Below are 18,963 nucleotides of genomic sequence, written 5' to 3'. Positions count from 1 at the left end.
CTTATTCGCAGGATTTCAAGATTGCACGGAGTACCGGATTGCATTAAACAAAAGGGCATAGACCCGTACCGTTAGGATTACCGGCCTCCACCCTCTGGAAAGGCGTAACGAAGGAATGAAAGGGCATTGACCCGTCGAGAAATGGGAGTGAAAGCCTCCGGAGGTTACGTGGAGCAGCGTGCAGCAGAGCAACAAAAAAGGAGCGAAAACTCGCCCCTTCTGTTCCCGCATGCGTCGGTTGCCCATTTTAGCGGCTCTCGTCCCATTCAATCTGAGTTACAATTCATCCTCTGGTGATATCCTGCGAATAAGCGAGCATTCGTGAGAAAACTGTATTGTACCGAGGGAGCTCAAACTATTTTATATTCCTTCACCTGTGTTTACATTCATCGTTGGCAAGCATGGGGTTTAGGTTATTCTTATCGTCATTAGATGGTAGAACTAATGGCATTTCTCAAATTCAGGTGTCCGAACTAATGGACTAATAAGAAATCCACCATCCCGGCAACTCCCAGTATAGCAAAACGGATTAATTAAGTAACCCGTGATTTTTAATCTTGACTTTAATATGAGGCTTGATGTTAATCTCCGAGTATTCTTTATTCCAATCTAGTGTCTTCCAGGTCTTCTGATGCAAGGCCTTCATCTGAAGACCAATCCCAAGCCCATCGCAATTAGCTTGCTGCAACTGGCGAATCGTTTTTTCCGCACGTGTACTCAACACCTTTTCCAGACTACGGGAAATGTCCGCAATCATTATCTTGTTTAACAACGTTCCGGTAGGATTATCTACTAAAAAGCAATTGAGTGTAATGAAAATATCCGCAGTAATCTGATCCTTAATGGTAATCTTCACTTTATGCTTTGCACGTTTATACGAAAACGTCAAATAGCTTTGTTCAGGTCCAATTTGTTCCGTCATCGTCCCATAAGACATATGTCTGGTCAACATAACAAAGGTACGGGAATGATTTGAATCCAGTCTTCCAGTCATTTGCTTTCCATGAAATAATGCCAAACCAGTTATTTTTGCCCGCTCTTTCTGATGCGTGGCGTCAATGACAGGCAGTACATTATCAAAGCCGGGGGTCATCATAATGGATGAAATCAAGAAAGGTGATTCTTCTGGTATGACACCGTCTTCCTCATTGCTTTTCAGCAAATCATATAAATACTCACTGATAAGCGAACGGTCTTCTACTTCCAGTTCAACTACATCTCTAGCCTGGCCATCCGTAATGGCTACAAAGATACTAATCGGAAACTGGGCTTCGCGATAAAAATAATCTAGCGTTTCATACATATTTTTTACGGCAAAAGCTTTGTTAACAAGCAGAACCCTGGTCTCCCTTAGATCCATATGCTGAGAAATCATTTTCTGAAGCTGTAAGCTTGCTTCCTGTACCGAATGTCCTTCTCCGCTTACTTTAGGCGTAACGACATTGCTCTGGTTTTCAATGGCTATCTTGATGGTTGGAATAGATACCGACAATCGCACTTTATGATCTTCCAATAAATCTACTCCAACGGTTTGCACCATCCGGATATTCTTAAGCTGTCTTTGATCCCAGCAACCGCTTAGCAGCAAAGCAAGCGATAGTAACACAATAATCCGCCGTTTTCGCATATTGATGATCTATTTCCCCCCAAGTTTGTTCTTCAGTTCCGCCAGCCATACAAGTAGTAACATGCATGCAATGAAGCCAAAAGTAAGAAGAGGCGCAAACCGATTAGTCATTGTTTGTAATTGGTCCAGTTGCTCTGCAGTTAACTGGTATAGGCAAATAATATATAGAACAGAACCACAGATGTACGTAATGGGTTTATAGGCCTCCTGTTGTTTTTTAAGCATGGCCGATATAGAAGAGACAATGAGCATAAAATACGAATAAAATGACGTGAGAATAAACAGGATCCAGATTGAAAGGACAATCAGATCAAATCGTTCAATTACATTTAAGGATATGGCCTTCATCTGATATAGCAGCGGCTCCCGAATAAATACAATCATTTCCTTCCCGAACAGCGCCATGGAGGAAAATACGCAAAACGCATAAAAAAACGTCGTTGTCCAACTGGCATACATAGCGGTTCGAAGAACCTTTACTCGATCTGCATTTGTAAAATAACCAGGTAGTATTAACATAATCTCAGCACCAGTTAATCCCCATAACGCAACGAATGCTCCGTCCAAAATAGATAAAGGTCCAGCTTCGAAAATAGGCAGCAAATGATAAGGATTCCAATCCTTAAGCATATACCCTGACAACACGATAAAGAGTGGCATAAACAACGTGCAAAATACCGCAAAACGGGCGTACACTCGAAACGGCTGCAGAGCCAGATAAATACAAACCCCAAACAGCGTAAGTAGTAAAAACCATTCAGGCGTCCTCGGGTAAGCCCATAATTCCGTCGTATACAACCAACCGGATAATATGATGTACAAAATTAACACATAGAGCAAAATGCTCAACGTCAGGATTATCCGGCCGCCAAATCCTCCCAAACGCTGCATCAAGAATTGGAACACATTGCGCTCACCGGCTGACATCATCAGCCTCCATAACATATAAATAAAAAGGCTATTAGCGGCACCGCCTAGTAAACAAGATACCCAACCGCCGGGACCTGACTTTTCGCTAACTGAATGGGCTATCGAAATGATTGCTGATCCAAATTGCGCTTGCATGACGATGCAATAAAGCTGGAACAACCCCAGTTTTGATTTCATTCGGATTTACTCCTAATCGGTGAATAATACGGAACACCAAATGGCTCAAGAGAAAAGAAGTGAACCAAACAAGCAGCAGTAAGGAGTGTAATGCCATAAAAACCTACAATCCATGCAGCAAAAACAAATAGTAACTGCAAAATTAGAGTCAAAATTCGCATCTGATAGGTTGGAATAATAAAGGATCCAATAACCGACAACGCTACGATTACAATATAAATATTTGAGACAAACCCGATTTTAACAAGAGCTTCGCTAATAATAATTCCTCCCGCTACGCCTACCATTTGCGCAACTTGAGAGGGCAGGCGAATAGTCGTTTCTGCAATTAACTGAAAGATAAGGATCATGAGAACCGCTTCTACAATTGGTGAATAAGGAACATTTTCCAAGGACCCTTTAATACTGATCGCCATTTGTGATGGGAGTACTTCATGATGGAAACTAACAATTGCGATGTAAAGGCTGCATATGTACAAGCTGAGCATTAGACCAATTGCTCTCAATGTTTGTAAAACAATTGCGCCCTTATCCTCCATAAGCATAGAATCAATCGTACGGAGAAAGGTATAAAAAGACACCGGAACGATAAGGCAAGTAGAGCTCTGTTCGCACAATATGGCAATACGTCCCTGCATGATTAAATTTGTAGCCGTATCAATCCGCTCTGTGCCAAACACTTGGGGAAAAAGAGAACGCTTCTCCTCTATTAATAACTTCTTTTGCAGACGGCCGGGGTGAATTTCCATTCCGGAGTCAAGCCCTTTCAAACGTTGTGTGACCTCTTTCACAATCCGCGAATCTGCTACCCCATCCTGCCATAGTACTGCTATTTTGTGAGTCGAATATTTGCCAACGGTTAGATAACGGACTTTTAATTGAGGGGAAGATGCCCGATTTCGAATGAGATTAATATTGACATTCAGATGCTCAATAAAACCGGACCGCTCACCAATAATCGAGCTTTCATTCACGGGCTCTTGAATAGAACGGATATTGGACTGCTCAGCGTTTAAGGAGTACCATATTTCATCACAGGTTACCAACGCTTTCCCTTGTAATATCGCTTTAACAGCTTCTTCTGGATTCGCACAGGGAAACACCTCGGCAGAAGTAATCAGCTCACTTATCGTAAGGTTATGGTAATCATCCGATTTCGTACGAAACCATTGTTTAAACAAACTAATTTCCAGTTTTTCCGTATCGCATAACGTCTCGATATAGACTACTACAGCGGGCTTTCCATTTAGTGAAAATTCACGGATGATCAAGTCTTCTGTATAAAACAGCCTTGCTTGAATTTGTTCGAGAAGTTTTGGCTTCATGGGACATCTCTCCTGTCCATGTAATATTGCCCAATTCATTCATGAATTATTTATTTCAATTCTTTTTTCATTGATGCAAAAAAGAGCTGTTGATCTTTGATCAACAGCCTTCAATGTCCATTAAATGGTTATCCTGTTTTTATAATCGCAATTGATGCATTAATGTTCGGATTACCAGCGATCGTTGTATTCCATATGTCATCGTCCCCGGTATCCTCAAAACGATTAAGCGTTAAGAAGGGAAGCATCGATAATAAATCGAATAACTTTAGCTGCCTCCGCTCGCGTTACCATTCCCCGGGGATCGTAGGTATGGCCCTCTCTTCCGTTAAGAATGCCTGCGCCCTGCAAATGCCTAATCGAGGAAGCTGCCCAAGCAGCAATATCCGAATCGTCTTCGAATGGCTTAATTGCGGCTGCGGGGGAAAGGCTGACTCTCGCATGCTCTAAGAAACGGGCGATAATATGACCCATCTCCTCCCGAGTCACCTTACGGTCCGGCGCAAATAAACTGCCGCCAATGCCTTGAACGATTCCGTTTGCCGTTGCATAAGCGATATAAGGTGCATAGTAGGCGTCGGCGTCCACATCCTTGTAATCGAAATCCGCGTCACGCTGCATGCCCAACATTCGTCCGAGTACGGTGACCAACATGCCTCTGGTCATTGTTTCATTCGGAGCGAAGCGTACTGCATCGACACCCGTGAACCACCCCCTGGCAGTCGTGAATTCGATATTAGAGCGGGACCAGTGGCTCGTTGTATCCTCAAACGTCTTTCGATTGAGTCCTACCTCGTATGTGAAAGACCCACGAGATACGAACACGATTTCATCGTCCTTCATCGCTGCGAAAGGCTCGACGCTTCGTCTGCCATCTTCAATTCGATAGACAACAAGATGCTCGTCTGATTCGCCGGGCTGCTTCCTGTAAGGCACCTTCACGACAACCTTGCCAGCCCATCCCGCCAATACCTCTCCATCGGCCTTCAGACTAACCGCGACCGATGGTTTATAGGCACTGGAGCTTTCCTTACGCTCCAATCGGATATCGAGCGGCGCCCCGCCTGCCGCAGCCATCGTAATCGAATCAATCAGCAGATTGCCAATTGGAGTCCGGAATTCTAGCAGCTTGCCGTAGTCGATCAACTGCTTCACAACCTCGCGACTTAAGCCGACTTGAACAAAACCAACTGAAGAAGGAGCCGTTACCGTAATGGTGATGCGGTCAGGCTTGCCGCTGTCGACCTTGACCTCCTTGCTCAGCTTATCGTCAATGATTACGTTGACTTCCCAGTCGGATTTATCGCCTTGGCTAGGTCCCACCGGATTTTCGGTAGGTCCCGGGCTTGGCGATGGCCTTGGATCAGAACCGTCCACGATCGTGAAAATCCCCGCCTTGCTCTTGAGAAGGTGCATGGACTCGCCTGCGCCAGAGAATGCTTTTAGCTCCGAAATGCCAAGCGGCTTCTCTCCTTCGCTACCGATGGCTTTAAACGCGAGTCGAAATAATACGGCAGTTGCATCGGTTCGAAAACCTTCGCCATGGACTGCAGCGACCTTGACTGTCCCTCTGGACGCATCAATTCGGTATTCCAGCAGCCAATCGGCTACGTCGTGCCCGACAACCGCCGGTTCCACGATTTCCAGTGCGGTCTGGTCGTACGTTAGTTGAAACTCAAACGCCTTTAGGCCTGCGGGCCGGTGCATGACAAGTTCTACTACGGCGATTTGCCCCATACCTGCTTGGGCCGATTTTACCTCGAGCTCCGGAATTTCCGCAGCAGCTTTCGCGGAATACACTCCTGCTCCGAAGAGAATCACCGTCAATATCCCACAGATCGCTCCCGCTATTAACCGTTTATACATTTTTGTCCATCCTCTCAGATTGCAAGGGGAAGGCTTCAGCGCGCCTCCCCCTTGCAGCCTACCCGGTTTAAATTTGAGGAGCAGTTGCTTCCGAAGTCAGCTTGTCCGCAATGATTTGAAGCAAGGCAAGCACGTCGCTTGTGTCTACGTTGCCATCGCCATTCATGTCCGCGGCTTCAAGCTGCGACTCGTTTCCTTGACCAAGCCCCGCCACAATCAGCTTAAGGATTGCCCTTGCATCGAGGGAGTCAACATTATCGTCTCCGTTAACATCGCCTTGCACGCGGCTTACGATCATGATCTTTGAAGCTTCTGATTGCACGGATACGTAAATCGATTCGCCGGAGTGATCCGCGACGACTCCGCGCATGTTCTCGAATGTAATCTCCGTGGATGTATCTGCTCCACCCAAATCCGCTTTAGCGCGGAACGTCACATTCGCGATAACGGTCTTCCCGTTATTGCCGAGGGGTGCGGAGGCAATGCCTGCGAATCCGACCTTGCCCGGCGTCCCCGTATTCATTGCGCCAGCTTCCTTGAACGCGCCCCACTCGAAGCTCTCCAAAGTGAGAATAGCTTTGTCATATTTTAATACACCTTCGAGCCCAGTAAGTTCAGCACCGTTCTCGACCGTGACTGGCACCGTAAATACAACCCCCTTTGCCACCGTCTGGTTGGCCGCGCCAAGCTTGATTTCTTCTCCCGGATTAGGCTCATTGTTCGGATACAGGTTCAAATTCATGGAGAGCTGATTTTTAGCGCGGAACAATTTGTCATTTTTCACAGAATACCAATTGACGTCCACATTATTACTGCCTTCCTTGAAAGTCATAAGCATAACCATGCCAAGGTCTTGGGGATTCATATACTGGGCGTCGACTAGTACCTGCTGTACCTGATTCCCATGATCGCCAATATCTTCTCTGACAACTAGGTCTGAATAGCCGATATGGCCGGATACGACAAGCACGATATTTTCGTGTTTTCTCACCAATTCGTTCCACATGTCGTCACCGTTGTTGGCATCGCCGAGATAACTGCTTGGATAATGATGATGGTTTTTATTGATTTGTTCACCGTTATGGTACATATAGGAATGCGTTGTAATAATGACTCGTTTGTCCGGATTGGCCGCGATGACCTCGTCCGCCCATGCCAAAATGGCATCTGACGGTCCGAAATCCATAGCGAGGACCAGATAATCCAAACCGCCAATCTTATAAGTGTAATACGTATTTTCCGTCTTCCCTTCTACCATTGCTCCACCGAAGGAAGGCTCCTTCGAATATTTGCTAAATGGGAAGTAAGCGTTAAAGTTTCCGTAATTAGGACGGTAGCCGTCATGGTTACCCGGCGTCACCACGTATGGTATTACACCGTCTAAATAGGCATACGAATCTGCAGCAACCTTCCACTGCGATGTGCTCGAAGCCGTGTTAACGATATCGCCCACGCTGATCGCAAGCTTAATATTTTTATCTTTAGCATTATCCTTAAGCCAATTGAAATAGTTCTTCATTGCTTGCGGGTGGCTCTCAGCCATGTATTGAGTATCTGGTATAACGGCAATCGTATAGTCTCCATCTGCGAAGTCGGGCTCCAACCAATTAAACGTCTCGTCGTTGTAAGGAATCACGTCGTTGCCGTTCGGGGAGCTGTCCGTGTAAACTCCGTCCGCTGCTTGATCCAGCTTCCAGTTACCGATAAGCCCTATTTCGTTTCCTTGCAAATAATCGTTGTAATTCGCTTTGATTTCTTCGGCCGTTCTGGCCGTTGACCAGATCCGGACATCGGCAAGCTCGCCGTTGAAGTTGACAGCTGGCACTTTTTCCGCTGTATACCCCTCATAGGTCGAGCCCAGTTTCAGCTCGCGGAACGGGCTAGCTTTGGGAAGCGGCGTCGCCTGCTTGGCTTCATGGATTTTGTCTCCGTTCACGTAAGTCGACACCGTCCCGTCCGCATCGTTCAGGACGATCGCGAGATGTACCCAGTCCCCTACGTTTAAGTTCACGTTGTTCGCGTAATAATTCAGCTCATAGTTTTTGTGATCTCTCCAGAACAAACGAGGATTGCCGTTCGTGCCTATTTCGAAGCTGATTCGGGAAATATCGTTGTAGCTTTGAGATTCATAATTGCTTAGAATGGCACCAATCCGTTTGTTGCTTGGCGTATCCTCCGGAATCTTCACCCATGTCTCGAACGTTCGCGGGGAACGCGCAGGCAGCTCTTCCATTGCAAGCTCCAGCTTCCCAGAAGCAAAGTTAGCGCCCTTTCCCTGAAACTCGCTCGTGTATGTTCTCGGAAAACCGTTTGGCGTGCCATTCAACTTGCCAGCTTTGTCGCGCACGACGTTTACGAGTCCGTCAAGAACCGAGTCGTTCAGCGTCCAAGCATGTTTCAGGCCGTCTTCGTCTCCTTTCAGTACGACATGGATATTGTCTTTGAGCTCGTCCAGCGTGCGGATATCGTTCCATAGCCGTACCTCAGCGATTTCTGCCCGCACATACATGGAATTGCGCGTATCGGTGCCAATGCTGTGAACAGCTACGGGGGCGACCTTTTCCGCTAAATCCAGATTGTCGAATGTCGCAATTACGGCTCCGTCCTGGTAGATGGTTACTCTCTTATTCGCGGAATCCCTCGTCAATGCGATATGCGTCCAGGCTCCGGTCGTGATTGACTGCCCCGTCGTCGTTTTGTCAATGGTTTTACCATTTGATACTTCGTAGTAGCGTAATTGGTTGGATGCCGAGAGCTCGACCGAGAAAGCTGTAGCTCCCGCGTTATAATTGCCGAACAATACTTGCCTCACGTTTGGATTGACTTCGAATTTAGCCAGCATTTCGAAAGTTGCCGGGAAGTTATCGAGCATCCCGTTAAGATTGACGGAATTCGCACGCGAGGCCTGGAATACTAGCCCTTTCAGATCCTCCTCCGCCGCTTGCGCCGTAGTCAGGCCGAAGCTCTGTACGACGATCAGAACGGCCAACATCAAAGCCGTTATCCATTTTCTTTGTTTCAAGATGGGTCATCCTCTCCGTTTTTAACTTAGGGTGCTTGCCCTTATTAAAGTATATAAAGGAATTGCTTTTTTTTGCAATATAGTTTGCTGTAATTTGCCGTATCTTAACATTTAGTGCGGTTTTTACGATTATCATATTGCGAATTAGTGAAGAAAAATGAAAGATGTTCTATTTCTTTCATCTTTTATTTTTTGCACACAAAAAAAACGAATTCGCTGCTGCTTACACGCAGTGAGAATTCGTTTTTTTATGCATCGACAGAGCTTGTCCTATACCGAACGATAGACGACCTTCATGCCCGTATTTTTGTATTTCTTCACAACCTCCTCATTAATGGAGGAATCCGTTATGATCATGTCTATGCCATCTAGCGGACATACGTTCAGATACGAAACCTTCTCGAATTTGCTGGAATCAGCTGCTACGTTAATTTGCCGGGCACTGGTCATGATGGCTCTAATAATATCGATCTCGTGAATGCGGAAGTCGGTCAGCCCTTTCGTAACCGATATCGCGTTGATAGAGATAAAGGCTTGGTCGATATTGTAACCGGCAATGTCCTCCTCGCACTTCTTTCCGTACAGCGCATACTCTTGCTGATCCAGGATACCGCCGGGAACGATAACGGTAAATCCGGGTTTAAGAGTAAAGTGTTCAATAATACGAAGTCCGTTCGAAATGATCGTCAGCCGTTCGAAATTTTCAGAGAGTTTCTTGGCGATTTCGAGATTCGTTGTTCCCGCGTTCAAAGCAATCGCCTGTCCTTCCGATACGTATTCGCATGCCAATTCAGCCAGCTCAACTTTTTTCTCTTTGTTTTTGTTTTCCCGGTAAGAGAATACGTTCTGATCGCCGCGCTCTTCGGCCAATATAGCTCCGCCGTGAACGCGTTTAAGAAACTTCTTGGCCTCCATATTTTCTAGGTCACGCCTAACCGTGTCGATGGATACGTTCAACACTTGCACGAGCTCGGCCACTTTGACGGAATCATTTTGTTTCAGAATTTCTTGGATTTTTTTATAACGCTCTTCCTGTAGCACGTTTCCCCCCCGCTTCCGATATGATTTTCACATGATAATAATCCCTAGTATACACGCGCATAAGGTGTCCGCTCAAGGTCATTTTGCCCGAAACACTTTTATTTTGCTTCTTTTTGCTCGAAAATGCAAAGAAACAGCAGCTTATATCATGCAAAGCGGCTGTTTCTTATCGAGTCAATGATTCGTTCTCAGCTTGTTTTTAATTCCTCTGGCTAATAATTCAAGCAGAATCGCGAATCCGAGAATGACATACGTAATGAATCCGATCTCTCTCAGATCGTAGTAGTAGTTGCTTGCCATAAACATATCATAGCCGATTCCACCTGCTCCTGCCGCTGCACCCATGGCAATGGCTACAGCAAAATTAATCTCGAACCGGACAAACGTCCACGAGATGATGTAAGAGACCGAAGAGGGCAGCACTGCTTGAAACACGATTTGCCACCAGCCTGCTCCACTGGCGCGAAGCGCTTCAATCACGCCGTCATCCAGCTCCTCGAACGATTCGGAATAGGCTTTGACCAAGTAGCTGATGGAATGGAACGTCATCCCAATCACAGCCGCGACGCTTCCAAGACCGGCAGCAACGGCAAAGATCAGTACCCATAGCACCGTTGGGACCGCGCGAATGAAAGCGACCACCCCTTTAATGACGAGCGAGACAACGGGGTGGGATAAATTGCGCGCTGTCAGCAAAGCCAGAAACAGCGCAATGACCGCTCCAAAGAGCGTCGTAAGAAACGCGAGCCCGATCGTGATTATCACTTGCTGGAATGCCTCGCCGACGGTGAAATGTTTGGCATGTGGTTCTAGGAACATAGTGCCAAGCGTGTCTCCCGTCTTCTTCACGGCCTCACCCAGATCTAGATCCTTGTAATCGAATGTAAGGAAGCCCACTAACGTAAGCGCGGCAAGCGATAGAAGTGTCATCCGGATGACAAAAGCGGATTTATTGAACGGCTTTGCTGGTAACTTTGCGTCCATCTTACATGATCACTCTCCTTACGTAGTTCGAAACCGACTCTATGATCATGATAGCGATGACAATCGCGAGGACGACCAAGGATGCCGAAGCGTAGTTCAAACTTTTATAGTATAAATTGAACAGAAAACCAATTCCCGTTCCCGTCAGAATGCCGATCAGCGTAGCTTGGCGGATGTTCGTCTCGATGGTGAATAGGATCCAGCTTAGCAGTTGCGGCAGGCATGACGGAATGACCGAATGTATGACGACGGAGACGTAGCCCGCTCCCGCCGCCCGGAGTGCCTCGACTGATCCCATGCTCATTTCGTCGATCGTTTCGGTAAACGCACGGGTCAGGAAGCCGAATGAGCCGAAGAAAAGAGCCAGATAACCGGTAAGCACATTCTGTCCGAAGGAAAACAGCAAAATCATCGACCATGCGGCTACATCGATATTCCGGAAAACAGTGGCGGTCCATCGGCTAGCAACGCTAAACGGACCTCCGATTCCTGTCGTCCGAGAACCGAGTATCGCGAATACCAGCGCCGCAACGGCCGCTAAGCTAGTGGCGGCAATCGACACCAATAAGGTTTCGGTAAGCTTATCGAAGATTTCCGGAAGCTTCTTCATAGACTTCTCGTCCGGATAAAAGTTGCTCGCCGCCCATTCGGCAGCCTTCGGTACGGAAGTGAACCCTTTGACCGCATCGTATTCCGTTACGACGATCGCAAGCAACATGGCGACGAGTAGCAGTGTGCAAAATAGCAGAGAATTCACCCGTTTTCGGACAATAAAATCACCCCGCATTGCGACCTCCGCTGCCTTCCAACTCATCGTATTCTGCGCCGTAGATGCCGCGAAGCCTATCTTTTGTCAAGCCGGCGGGCGTTCCATCATATACAATGGTTCCTTTATTGACACCAATGATTCGGTTCGAATAGCTGAGCGCAACGTCGACCTGATGAAGATTAACCACAACGGTGATGCCCATCGTCGAGCAAATGTGCGCAAGGTGATCCATGATCACTTTGGAAGCATTAGGGTCCAGCGAAGCAATGGGTTCGTCGCACAACAGCATTTTGGGATTTTGCACGAGCGCCCGGGCAATGCCTACGCGCTGCTTTTGTCCTCCGCTCAGTTGGTCACAGCGCTTATAAATCTGCTCTTGTAAACCGAGTACGCCCAGAATGGCATGCGCCTTCTTCTTCTCTTCCTCTGTGTAGATGCCCAGAACTCCTGCTAGCATAGACTTGTAACCTAGCCTGCCATGCAGCACGTTCTCAATTACGCTTAAGCGATTGACTAAATTATAATGCTGAAAAATCATTCCGATGCTTGTCCGAAGCTTCTTGAGCTCCCGCTTGCGGAAGGCGGTAATATCGGCATTATCGAAAATGATGGCTCCGCTGGAAGCTTCAATCATGCGGTTCATACAGCGAAGGAGAGTCGATTTCCCCGCCCCTGACGGTCCGATGATGGATACGAACTCCCCTTCTTTCACAGCGAAGCTAATATCCGATAACGCTTTAGTATCCGAGCCGTATTGTTTCGATACATGCTTGAGTTCCAATAACGTTGTCATGCTTAACTCCCTTTCGTCCTCTTGCCTCAGATGCGTTCAGATATTCTGCCTTTAGTTCACAGACAATTCCCTTACCGGATTGAAGAACGCATCATCCACGGGCAGAAACTTCTCTTTTCCCGACTTTTTCTTGAGAATTGCCGTGCCTTCGGCGTCTTTGGGCAAGAAAATCTTTTCGTTGTTCGTTACGGCGTCCGAGGTGAACAGCTCCAACATCTTCTGCCGGTCTTCCTCGCTAAGCGATGCCGTGTTTACCGCGAACGGCTGATTCAGCACCGGCGTGGCGGAAATAAGAACAAATCCCTCTCCAGCGAGCGCGTTGAACGGCTCTTCCGCGCCTTCTTTCACTTTGTAGACGGCGCCTGGTTTGTTATGTTCACCCGATACCAGCTCCACATAATTCGCTACGCAGGTGCTGCAGAATGCTGATACATCAGACTTACCAGTTAGCAGGTTGACGGCGGAACCTTGATGTGAACCACCGAACAGCACCTCGGAGAATACCTTATCATCCCCACCCTGAAGCAGATCCTCCGTGGTCAGATCCTTGAACTTATCCGTCTGGCCAAAGTGGCTGACAATTCCCGCAGATGGAACCTTAAAGCCGGAAGTCGAAGAGTTGGATACGAACGAAAACTTTTTGCCCGCAATTTTGCCCATGGAGAACTTCCCGTCGCTCATATAAGACTCCTCCTCGCTCTTCTTGACAGCCAACCAGCTGTAATAGACAGCGTCGTCAAGCGTGCCTGATTCGCCGCTATGCACAAACAGCGGCAGTACGCTGCTATTCTTGGCATTCGCTTCCACATACGCTTGAGCACCCATGTAGCCGATATCCGCATTGCCGTTTGCGAGTGCTTCGATCGCGATAATGTAGTCTGTTGTCGTCTGATGTTCAACCTTCTTGCCGGTGGCTTCACCGATAATCTTCGAAAATTCTTCACGCGCTTCCTTCAGCTCCGCGCCTGATTCGTTCGGAAACCACACCATGGTGATCGTGTCTTTTTTCTTGGAAGCCGATTGGGTGTTGCCACTGCTCGTTTCATTGCTACCGCACGCCGCCAAAACCATAACGAATAAGCTAATACAAATGAGCGATAATGTCTTTTTCATGAATAACATTCCTCCATCATAATCGTGATTTGTTAACGCTATATGTTATAACAATGAAGCCAGCATCAAATCTAACTCTTCAGCCTTAATAGGGACCGGATTATTATCCATTCTTCCCTTTGTATAGGCATGTGACACAATCATCGGGATAGACTCTTTAGTAACGCCGTAAGCTCCCAAATTGCCGGGTAAATCGTACATTTCATATACCGTTCGCAGGAATCGATCGACGCCATCCGCATCTTCTGCTCCGAAAGCGCGAAGGAGCTTTTCCGGCTCAACGATTTTCGAGTAATTATGTCTTAATACGGAAGATAAAGTCAGACTGGCGGCTATGCCATGATCGATGCCATATAATAACGTCAACGGATACGAGATGGAGTGACATGCCGTTGTCTTCGTATTGCTGAAGGCCAATCCGGCGAGCACGCTGCCGAGAGAGAGCTGCTCTCTACGGGCTAGATCGCTTGGCTCGCGTTTGAGACGCGGTAGCCAAGCTCGAATTCGTTCGATAGCTTGAAGCGCAAACGCCCGCGAGAACGGATTGGATTGCACCGACCAGTAAGCTTCCGTCGCATGACATAGCGCATCCAGTCCTGTCGCAACGCTCAGGCGGAGCGGCATCGTCAGTGTTAGCTCCGGCAATATAATCGCGGCTTTTGCGAACAGCCTCCTGTCCGCCACCGAATATTTGCAGCCCAGCTCCTCGTCCCAAACAGTCGCCCAGCTCGTCACTTCCGATCCAGTGCCCGAAGTCGTAGGTAGTCCGATCCAAGGAGTAAAGCTGGATTTCTCGGCATATTTCTCCCCCATAATCACTTCTCTGATATCAGCTGGGGTGCTGATCTCCATATGCTGAAGAGCCGTTAATGCCTTGGCCGAGTCCATAACGCTTCCTCCCCCAATCGCGACGATCAACTCGTATGGAAATGAATCTACTTGTTGAAGGAGATTATAAATATCTTTTATATTCGGATTATAAAATGCCGCTTCCAGAAACCGGCCTTCCTTGCCGGCGAATAAAGAGAGGATCGGCGCCAAGCTTTCGGTTGCTTCAACGCCACCGCCTCTGGTTAGAATTAATACTCTGCGGATATGTGAAAAACGCTCTTTCAGATCGGCCGTACATTCACCTAAAGAATCGTTGCCGAAATAGATGGAAACGGGATTGTAGAACCGGTTCATTTTAATCCCCTCACAAGCCCGTTCCGTTCGAGAAGTTCGATCTCTTCCGGCAATTCAGCGATGTAATCGATAATAAAATCCGCTCCGGCCTTCCCGAAGGTTTGCCGAACTCGCTTCATACGTTCCATCAGCTCCCCTTCGTCCATGACAGCGGCTTCCGCGAGCGTCAGCCCAAGTTCACTGCTACCCATAATGACCGCGATCGTCCATACTCCTGCATTTTTCCCTTCATGGATATCGGATACCGTGTCGCCAACCTTCACAATGGATTCCGGCGGGTATACGCCAAGCTCCGTCATGTTTTTGAAAATCATATAGGGGTATGGTCTACCTGCTTTTACTTCGTCGGAAGTGACCATGTAATCGGGAGCATAGCCCTTGCGTCTCGCTTCTGGGACAATGACGTCCATCATCTTCTTGGTGTAACCTGTCGTAGAACCGATCTTGAGTCCCGCTTCCCTCAGACGCGCTACCGTCTCCAACGCACCTGGGATCGGATCCGTAAAGTTTTTGAGAGACTCCATAAGAGTCATTTCGAATCCAGCGTACAGCCTATCGACATCCTCCTTGACAGGAGTTTCGCCATACTTGAATTCCCATTCCCTTTTCACTCTCTCCTTGCGGAGAATTGCTTCAATATGGTCCCATTTGAGAAGTCCCATCGGTTCCCTTGCTTCTTCGTTCGTAATGGGCACTCCCGCTTGCTCGAACGTCTTCAGAAATGCATGCATCGGCGCAAAGCATCCGAAATCCACCACTGTACCCGCCCAATCCAGAATGACTGCTTTAATGTGTCTGCCATTGTCCATGTATGTCTCTCCATTTCACTATTTATTTGCACCGTTGAACAATTACGATTATATAGGCATGCCGTAATCCTCGCAAGTGTTTTTGCTGTTATTTACGTTATTTTAACAATTGTTATGCATTATTATGCTGCTTTTAAATATAAAAAAATTAGAAAACGGCAACTTTCAATTTAACACTTGAATAGCTAAGTGCAGATCACTTATTTTGTACGGCCGTATATATTTGCTACCTTCAAATCGAAACACTTGTCACGTTATTAATTTGATACCTAAGCTTCCGTTCACTGATTTCGTTCGAGGCAATCATCACCTTTTCAATACTCTGAGTAACTGGTTTATCGTAATGTCTAAATGACACGTTTATGTTCAGATTTGAATATCCGTTTAAGACAAAAAGGCCTTTCTTTGAAATAAATAAATAACATGCTCACTTGTTAATCATGAGCATGCTATTTATTTACAGTTTTATGTTGGTAGCTTGTTTGCTTCTAAGACTATTTTAAAAAACCTCCCCGCAGCACCCTGCAGAGAGGTCCCTATAAAATATCACCTCATCCCGCTTTTCCTTAAGTATTTCCACCGCTTCCTTAAACCTTAGCGAATGCACGATCTCGCGCTCCCGCAAGAACTTCAAGCTGTCCTGCAAATCCACGTCATCCGTCAGGTCAATTAGCCATTGATAAGTAGCGCGAGCTTTCTCCTCCGCTGCGATATCCTCATACAGATCCGCAATCGGATCGCCTTTGGCCTGAATATAGGCAGCTGTCCACGGAACGCCGCCAGCGTTCTCATAGAACAAAGCGCTGTCGTGGGCGACGTAATGTGCGCCAAGTCCGGCTTTCTTCAATCCATAAGAAACAATTTAGTTTTAAGATTTTTTACGATTCTTTTACATGCTAAATCAAATTCGATAAGAAAATCCGAATAGGTTTTATACAATTCCAAATCTGAGTTCCTTATGTCATGAGTCACTTTTTGGATTACAGATATATAGGGTTGTTCAAGTATCCAATATAAATTAGATTGTTCATCATTAAAGTAAGGGAAAACATCGCCATTGTCTGCTATCTCATCGGTAAATGCTTTGAAGATCCTCAATTCTTTTTCCCTATCAACAAACTCATTCATAAGGATTAGGGTGCCTTGGTTATCGCCGACATGGTGAAAAACGGCTACTACACGATCATTAAAGAAACCAGTACAGTGTTCATAGAAGTGCGAGTGCTCATGGCGAACCGGGAGACAATCGTACATCGTCTTGTTATCGTCAAGAACCAGATCCATCGCTGGGTCGACATTGTGTTTCCAGAACAGAGACAGGTATATAAGCACCTCATTGGCTCTGGATCGCTCGCTACACTGCGTCTTTTTCCAATGCCTACTGATCTTCAAAAGCTCACCGTTCGCCAGGTAATCGACGGCTGGAAGACAGTCATGAAACGACACAGCGGTGAACGAAGAGCTGGTGAGCTGCTTGTGCTGGCAACTCGCTCGGTCGGCGCAAAGCATGCCGAGAAAGCCTACAAGCTTCATATACAACAGCTACTGGCCGAATTTGATCTTGCCATGGAACAGTTACAGGTAATCGAAGATGATGTGTCGACTGCCCTTACCCGTATTCCGCTGGCCAAGCCGCTGCTCGCAATAAAGGGGATGAGCACCTTGTCTGTCGCCGGCATTCTGGGGGAAGCTGGCGATCTCAGCGGCTATGCACATGGCAACGCGTTGTTACGGCATGCCGGTCTCAACCTAGCTGAAGCAAGTTCAGGCAAGTGGAAGGGCCAGATGTCCATCAGTAAACGTGGCCGACCAAGACTTCGACATGCCCTGTTCATGGCAACTATGGCCCTCATTATGAACGATGAAACGTTTAAACGACAGCACGAAGTGAATGTAAAGACGAAAAGCATGAAGCCAATGCGCTCAGTGATGAAGCTTTGCGGCAAGCTGGCTCGCATTCTAGTTTCCATAGCACGCAGCGGTGAAGCTTACGAACCGAATCGAGTTCTTCCTATGAAACAGATTGCTTAATCGCTTCACGCTCCGCACAAAAACTGGCTTATTCGCAGGATTTCAAGATTGCACGGAGTACCGGATTGCATTAAACAAAAGGGAATCGACCCGTACAGTTAGGATTACCGGCCTCCACCCTCTAGATAGGCGTAACGAAGGAATGAAAGGACATTTACCCGTCGAGAAATGGGAGTGAAAGCCTTCGGAGGTTACGTGGAGCAGCGTGCAGCAGAGCAACAAAAAAGGAGCGAAAACTCGCCCCTTTTGTTCCCGCATGCTCGCCGGATGCCCATTTAGACGGCTCTCGCCCCATTCTATCCGGCTTACGATTTATCTTCTGGTGAAATCCTGCGAATAAGCGAGCATTCGTGAGAAAACTGCATCGTACCGAGGGAGCTTAACGAACCATTATTTCAGTTAACTTTTTTATGCGATAAACAGTGATAAAAGCATTCTCGTTAAAACCAAATTCCCTGCTTTCAATTAGATAACTTTCATCAAAAATGTCAATCATATCACCTGTTATCAAGGTAGGCAATGAAACTTTTGTTTCCTGTTCAAATAAACAATCATCTCCAACAAAGAAACGAGTAATAAAATAATCTATTGGCGAAAACTCAGGTTCATACTTTTCAAAGATCAATACTTATCACCTCGTTAAATTATTCTTTAGTAAAAGCAATAGTTATCCGTTAGCGTAACATGTCATCAGTAGTAAAAAAACTAATAGGATAGTGCTGATCTTCTTCTGCATCTACATCAGGGTACCGATTAAAGATCGATTGAAAGTCGTCATGTTTAATTAAATGGTCAATAAGTTGTTCAATTCTTTCCCTGCTAATAGTGTCTATTAACACCATGTCGCTGGACCAAAAATACGACCCGTTCATGCATTCACTAGTCTGTATATTCTTTTGCCTTAGTGTGTCGATATTTGAGTAAGTAAAAAAGCTTGCAATCCACTTGGAGCGATCCGGAAAGACAACAATAACATCAGAATTACAATCGTTACAATTCCATGAGCCTTCGGCCCATACTTCAGCTTCTATCCATACATTCCGCTTCAAATAGTTCATGACCTACTCCTCTAATTAATTTGTATTCAACTATCGTTCCCCGTTAGGATTCCTGTAGAGCGTTAATTATGCGCTTTGCATTAAAACGAGCGACTCCGGTACGATGGGGTAGTCACGGGTCATAGCCCTTTAGCCATCTTAAGGAGGTCGCTCTATCTTGAATTTTAAAGCTCAAACCAAACAAAATCAACTGCTCGAACGCATTTCAACCCAGCACCTTGTCGTCGGCATCG

General features: G+C 46.6%; 16 protein-coding genes and 1 pseudogene. 1 reads left to right on the top strand and 16 read right to left on the bottom strand.

Features of this window, described 5'->3' with window-relative positions; all coding sequences use genetic code 11:
- Window positions 1–529 precede the first annotated feature (529 nt).
- The 14 genes and pseudogenes from E0496_RS30030 to E0496_RS29965 all read right to left on the bottom strand — a co-directional run bounded on the left by E0496_RS30030 (window position 530) and on the right by E0496_RS29965 (window position 16,769).
- Complete coding sequence (locus E0496_RS30030) at window positions 530–1,627, bottom strand: Ger(x)C family spore germination protein (RefSeq protein WP_141505637.1); 1,098 nt, start codon at window positions 1,625–1,627, stop codon at window positions 530–532.
- Between the two features lie 9 nt (window positions 1,628–1,636).
- On the bottom strand, window positions 1,637–2,734 hold the full coding sequence (locus tag E0496_RS30025) for a GerAB/ArcD/ProY family transporter (RefSeq protein ID WP_141505635.1): 1,098 nt from the start codon (window positions 2,732–2,734) through the stop codon (window positions 1,637–1,639).
- Window positions 2,731–4,059, bottom strand: a complete 1,329-nt coding sequence (locus E0496_RS30020) for a spore germination protein (protein ID WP_161601638.1) — start codon at window positions 4,057–4,059, stop codon at window positions 2,731–2,733. The genes E0496_RS30025 and E0496_RS30020 overlap by 4 nt, the downstream gene beginning before the upstream one ends.
- Before the next feature lie 225 nt (window positions 4,060–4,284).
- Complete coding sequence (locus E0496_RS30015) at window positions 4,285–5,925, bottom strand: S-layer homology domain-containing protein (protein ID WP_141505631.1); 1,641 nt, start codon at window positions 5,923–5,925, stop codon at window positions 4,285–4,287.
- A gap of 67 nt (window positions 5,926–5,992) precedes the next feature.
- Window positions 5,993–8,947, bottom strand: coding sequence for a LamG-like jellyroll fold domain-containing protein (locus E0496_RS30010; protein WP_141505630.1), 2,955 nt, complete (start codon window positions 8,945–8,947; stop codon window positions 5,993–5,995).
- Between the two features lie 270 nt (window positions 8,948–9,217).
- Window positions 9,218–9,988 (bottom strand): DeoR/GlpR family DNA-binding transcription regulator, encoded by a 771-nt coding sequence (locus E0496_RS30005; protein ID WP_141505628.1) that lies wholly within the window; start codon window positions 9,986–9,988, stop codon window positions 9,218–9,220.
- A 174-nt stretch (window positions 9,989–10,162) separates the two neighbouring features.
- Complete coding sequence (locus E0496_RS30000) at window positions 10,163–10,972, bottom strand: PhnE/PtxC family ABC transporter permease (RefSeq protein WP_141505626.1); 810 nt, start codon at window positions 10,970–10,972, stop codon at window positions 10,163–10,165.
- A gap of 1 nt (window position 10,973) precedes the next feature.
- Entirely contained in the window at window positions 10,974–11,759 is a 786-nt protein-coding gene (locus E0496_RS29995; RefSeq protein ID WP_141505640.1) for a PhnE/PtxC family ABC transporter permease, read from the bottom strand.
- Window positions 11,749–12,534: a phosphonate ABC transporter ATP-binding protein gene (gene phnC / locus E0496_RS29990; RefSeq protein ID WP_141505624.1), complete on the bottom strand. Its 786-nt coding sequence runs from the start codon at window positions 12,532–12,534 to the stop codon at window positions 11,749–11,751. Before phnC ends, E0496_RS29995 begins: the two co-directional genes overlap by 11 nt.
- 51 nt (window positions 12,535–12,585) lie before the next feature.
- Window positions 12,586–13,647, bottom strand: a complete 1,062-nt coding sequence (locus E0496_RS29985) for a phosphate/phosphite/phosphonate ABC transporter substrate-binding protein (RefSeq protein ID WP_141505622.1) — start codon at window positions 13,645–13,647, stop codon at window positions 12,586–12,588.
- A 45-nt stretch (window positions 13,648–13,692) separates the two neighbouring features.
- The gene (locus tag E0496_RS29980; protein WP_141505620.1) at window positions 13,693–14,832 is read right to left on the bottom strand and encodes a phosphonoacetaldehyde reductase; all 1,140 of its coding nucleotides are present in this window, start codon (window positions 14,830–14,832) and stop codon (window positions 13,693–13,695) included.
- Window positions 14,829–15,641, bottom strand: coding sequence for a phosphonoacetaldehyde hydrolase (gene phnX / locus E0496_RS29975; RefSeq protein ID WP_141505618.1), 813 nt, complete (start codon window positions 15,639–15,641; stop codon window positions 14,829–14,831). Before phnX ends, E0496_RS29980 begins: the two co-directional genes overlap by 4 nt.
- A gap of 499 nt (window positions 15,642–16,140) precedes the next feature.
- A pseudogene (locus E0496_RS29970) lies at window positions 16,141–16,488 on the bottom strand (manganese catalase family protein); the annotation flags it as partial.
- Complete coding sequence (locus E0496_RS29965; protein WP_141505617.1) at window positions 16,485–16,769, bottom strand: hypothetical protein; 285 nt, start codon at window positions 16,767–16,769, stop codon at window positions 16,485–16,487. The pseudogene E0496_RS29970 and the gene E0496_RS29965, both read right to left, overlap by 4 nt.
- Window positions 16,770–16,784: 15 nt before the next feature.
- On the opposite strand from E0496_RS29965, the gene E0496_RS29960 reads away from it, so the two are divergent.
- The gene (locus E0496_RS29960; protein ID WP_141505616.1) at window positions 16,785–17,672 is read left to right on the top strand and encodes a transposase; all 888 of its coding nucleotides are present in this window, start codon (window positions 16,785–16,787) and stop codon (window positions 17,670–17,672) included.
- A 379-nt stretch (window positions 17,673–18,051) separates the two neighbouring features.
- On the opposite strand, the gene E0496_RS29955 is transcribed toward E0496_RS29960, so the two are convergent.
- Window positions 18,052–18,297: a hypothetical protein gene (locus tag E0496_RS29955; RefSeq protein ID WP_141505614.1), complete on the bottom strand. Its 246-nt coding sequence runs from the start codon at window positions 18,295–18,297 to the stop codon at window positions 18,052–18,054.
- Between the two features lie 49 nt (window positions 18,298–18,346).
- Entirely contained in the window at window positions 18,347–18,730 is a 384-nt protein-coding gene (locus tag E0496_RS29950; protein ID WP_141505612.1) for a hypothetical protein, read from the bottom strand.
- Window positions 18,731–18,963 lie beyond the last annotated feature (233 nt).

It is taken from the genome of Paenibacillus luteus, from assembly GCF_006542765.1.
GTDB classification, from domain to species: domain Bacteria; phylum Bacillota; class Bacilli; order Paenibacillales; family Paenibacillaceae; genus Pristimantibacillus; species Pristimantibacillus luteus.
The sequence above is the reverse complement of the archived record's forward strand: the minus strand, read 5'-3'. Positions and strand labels throughout refer to the sequence as shown.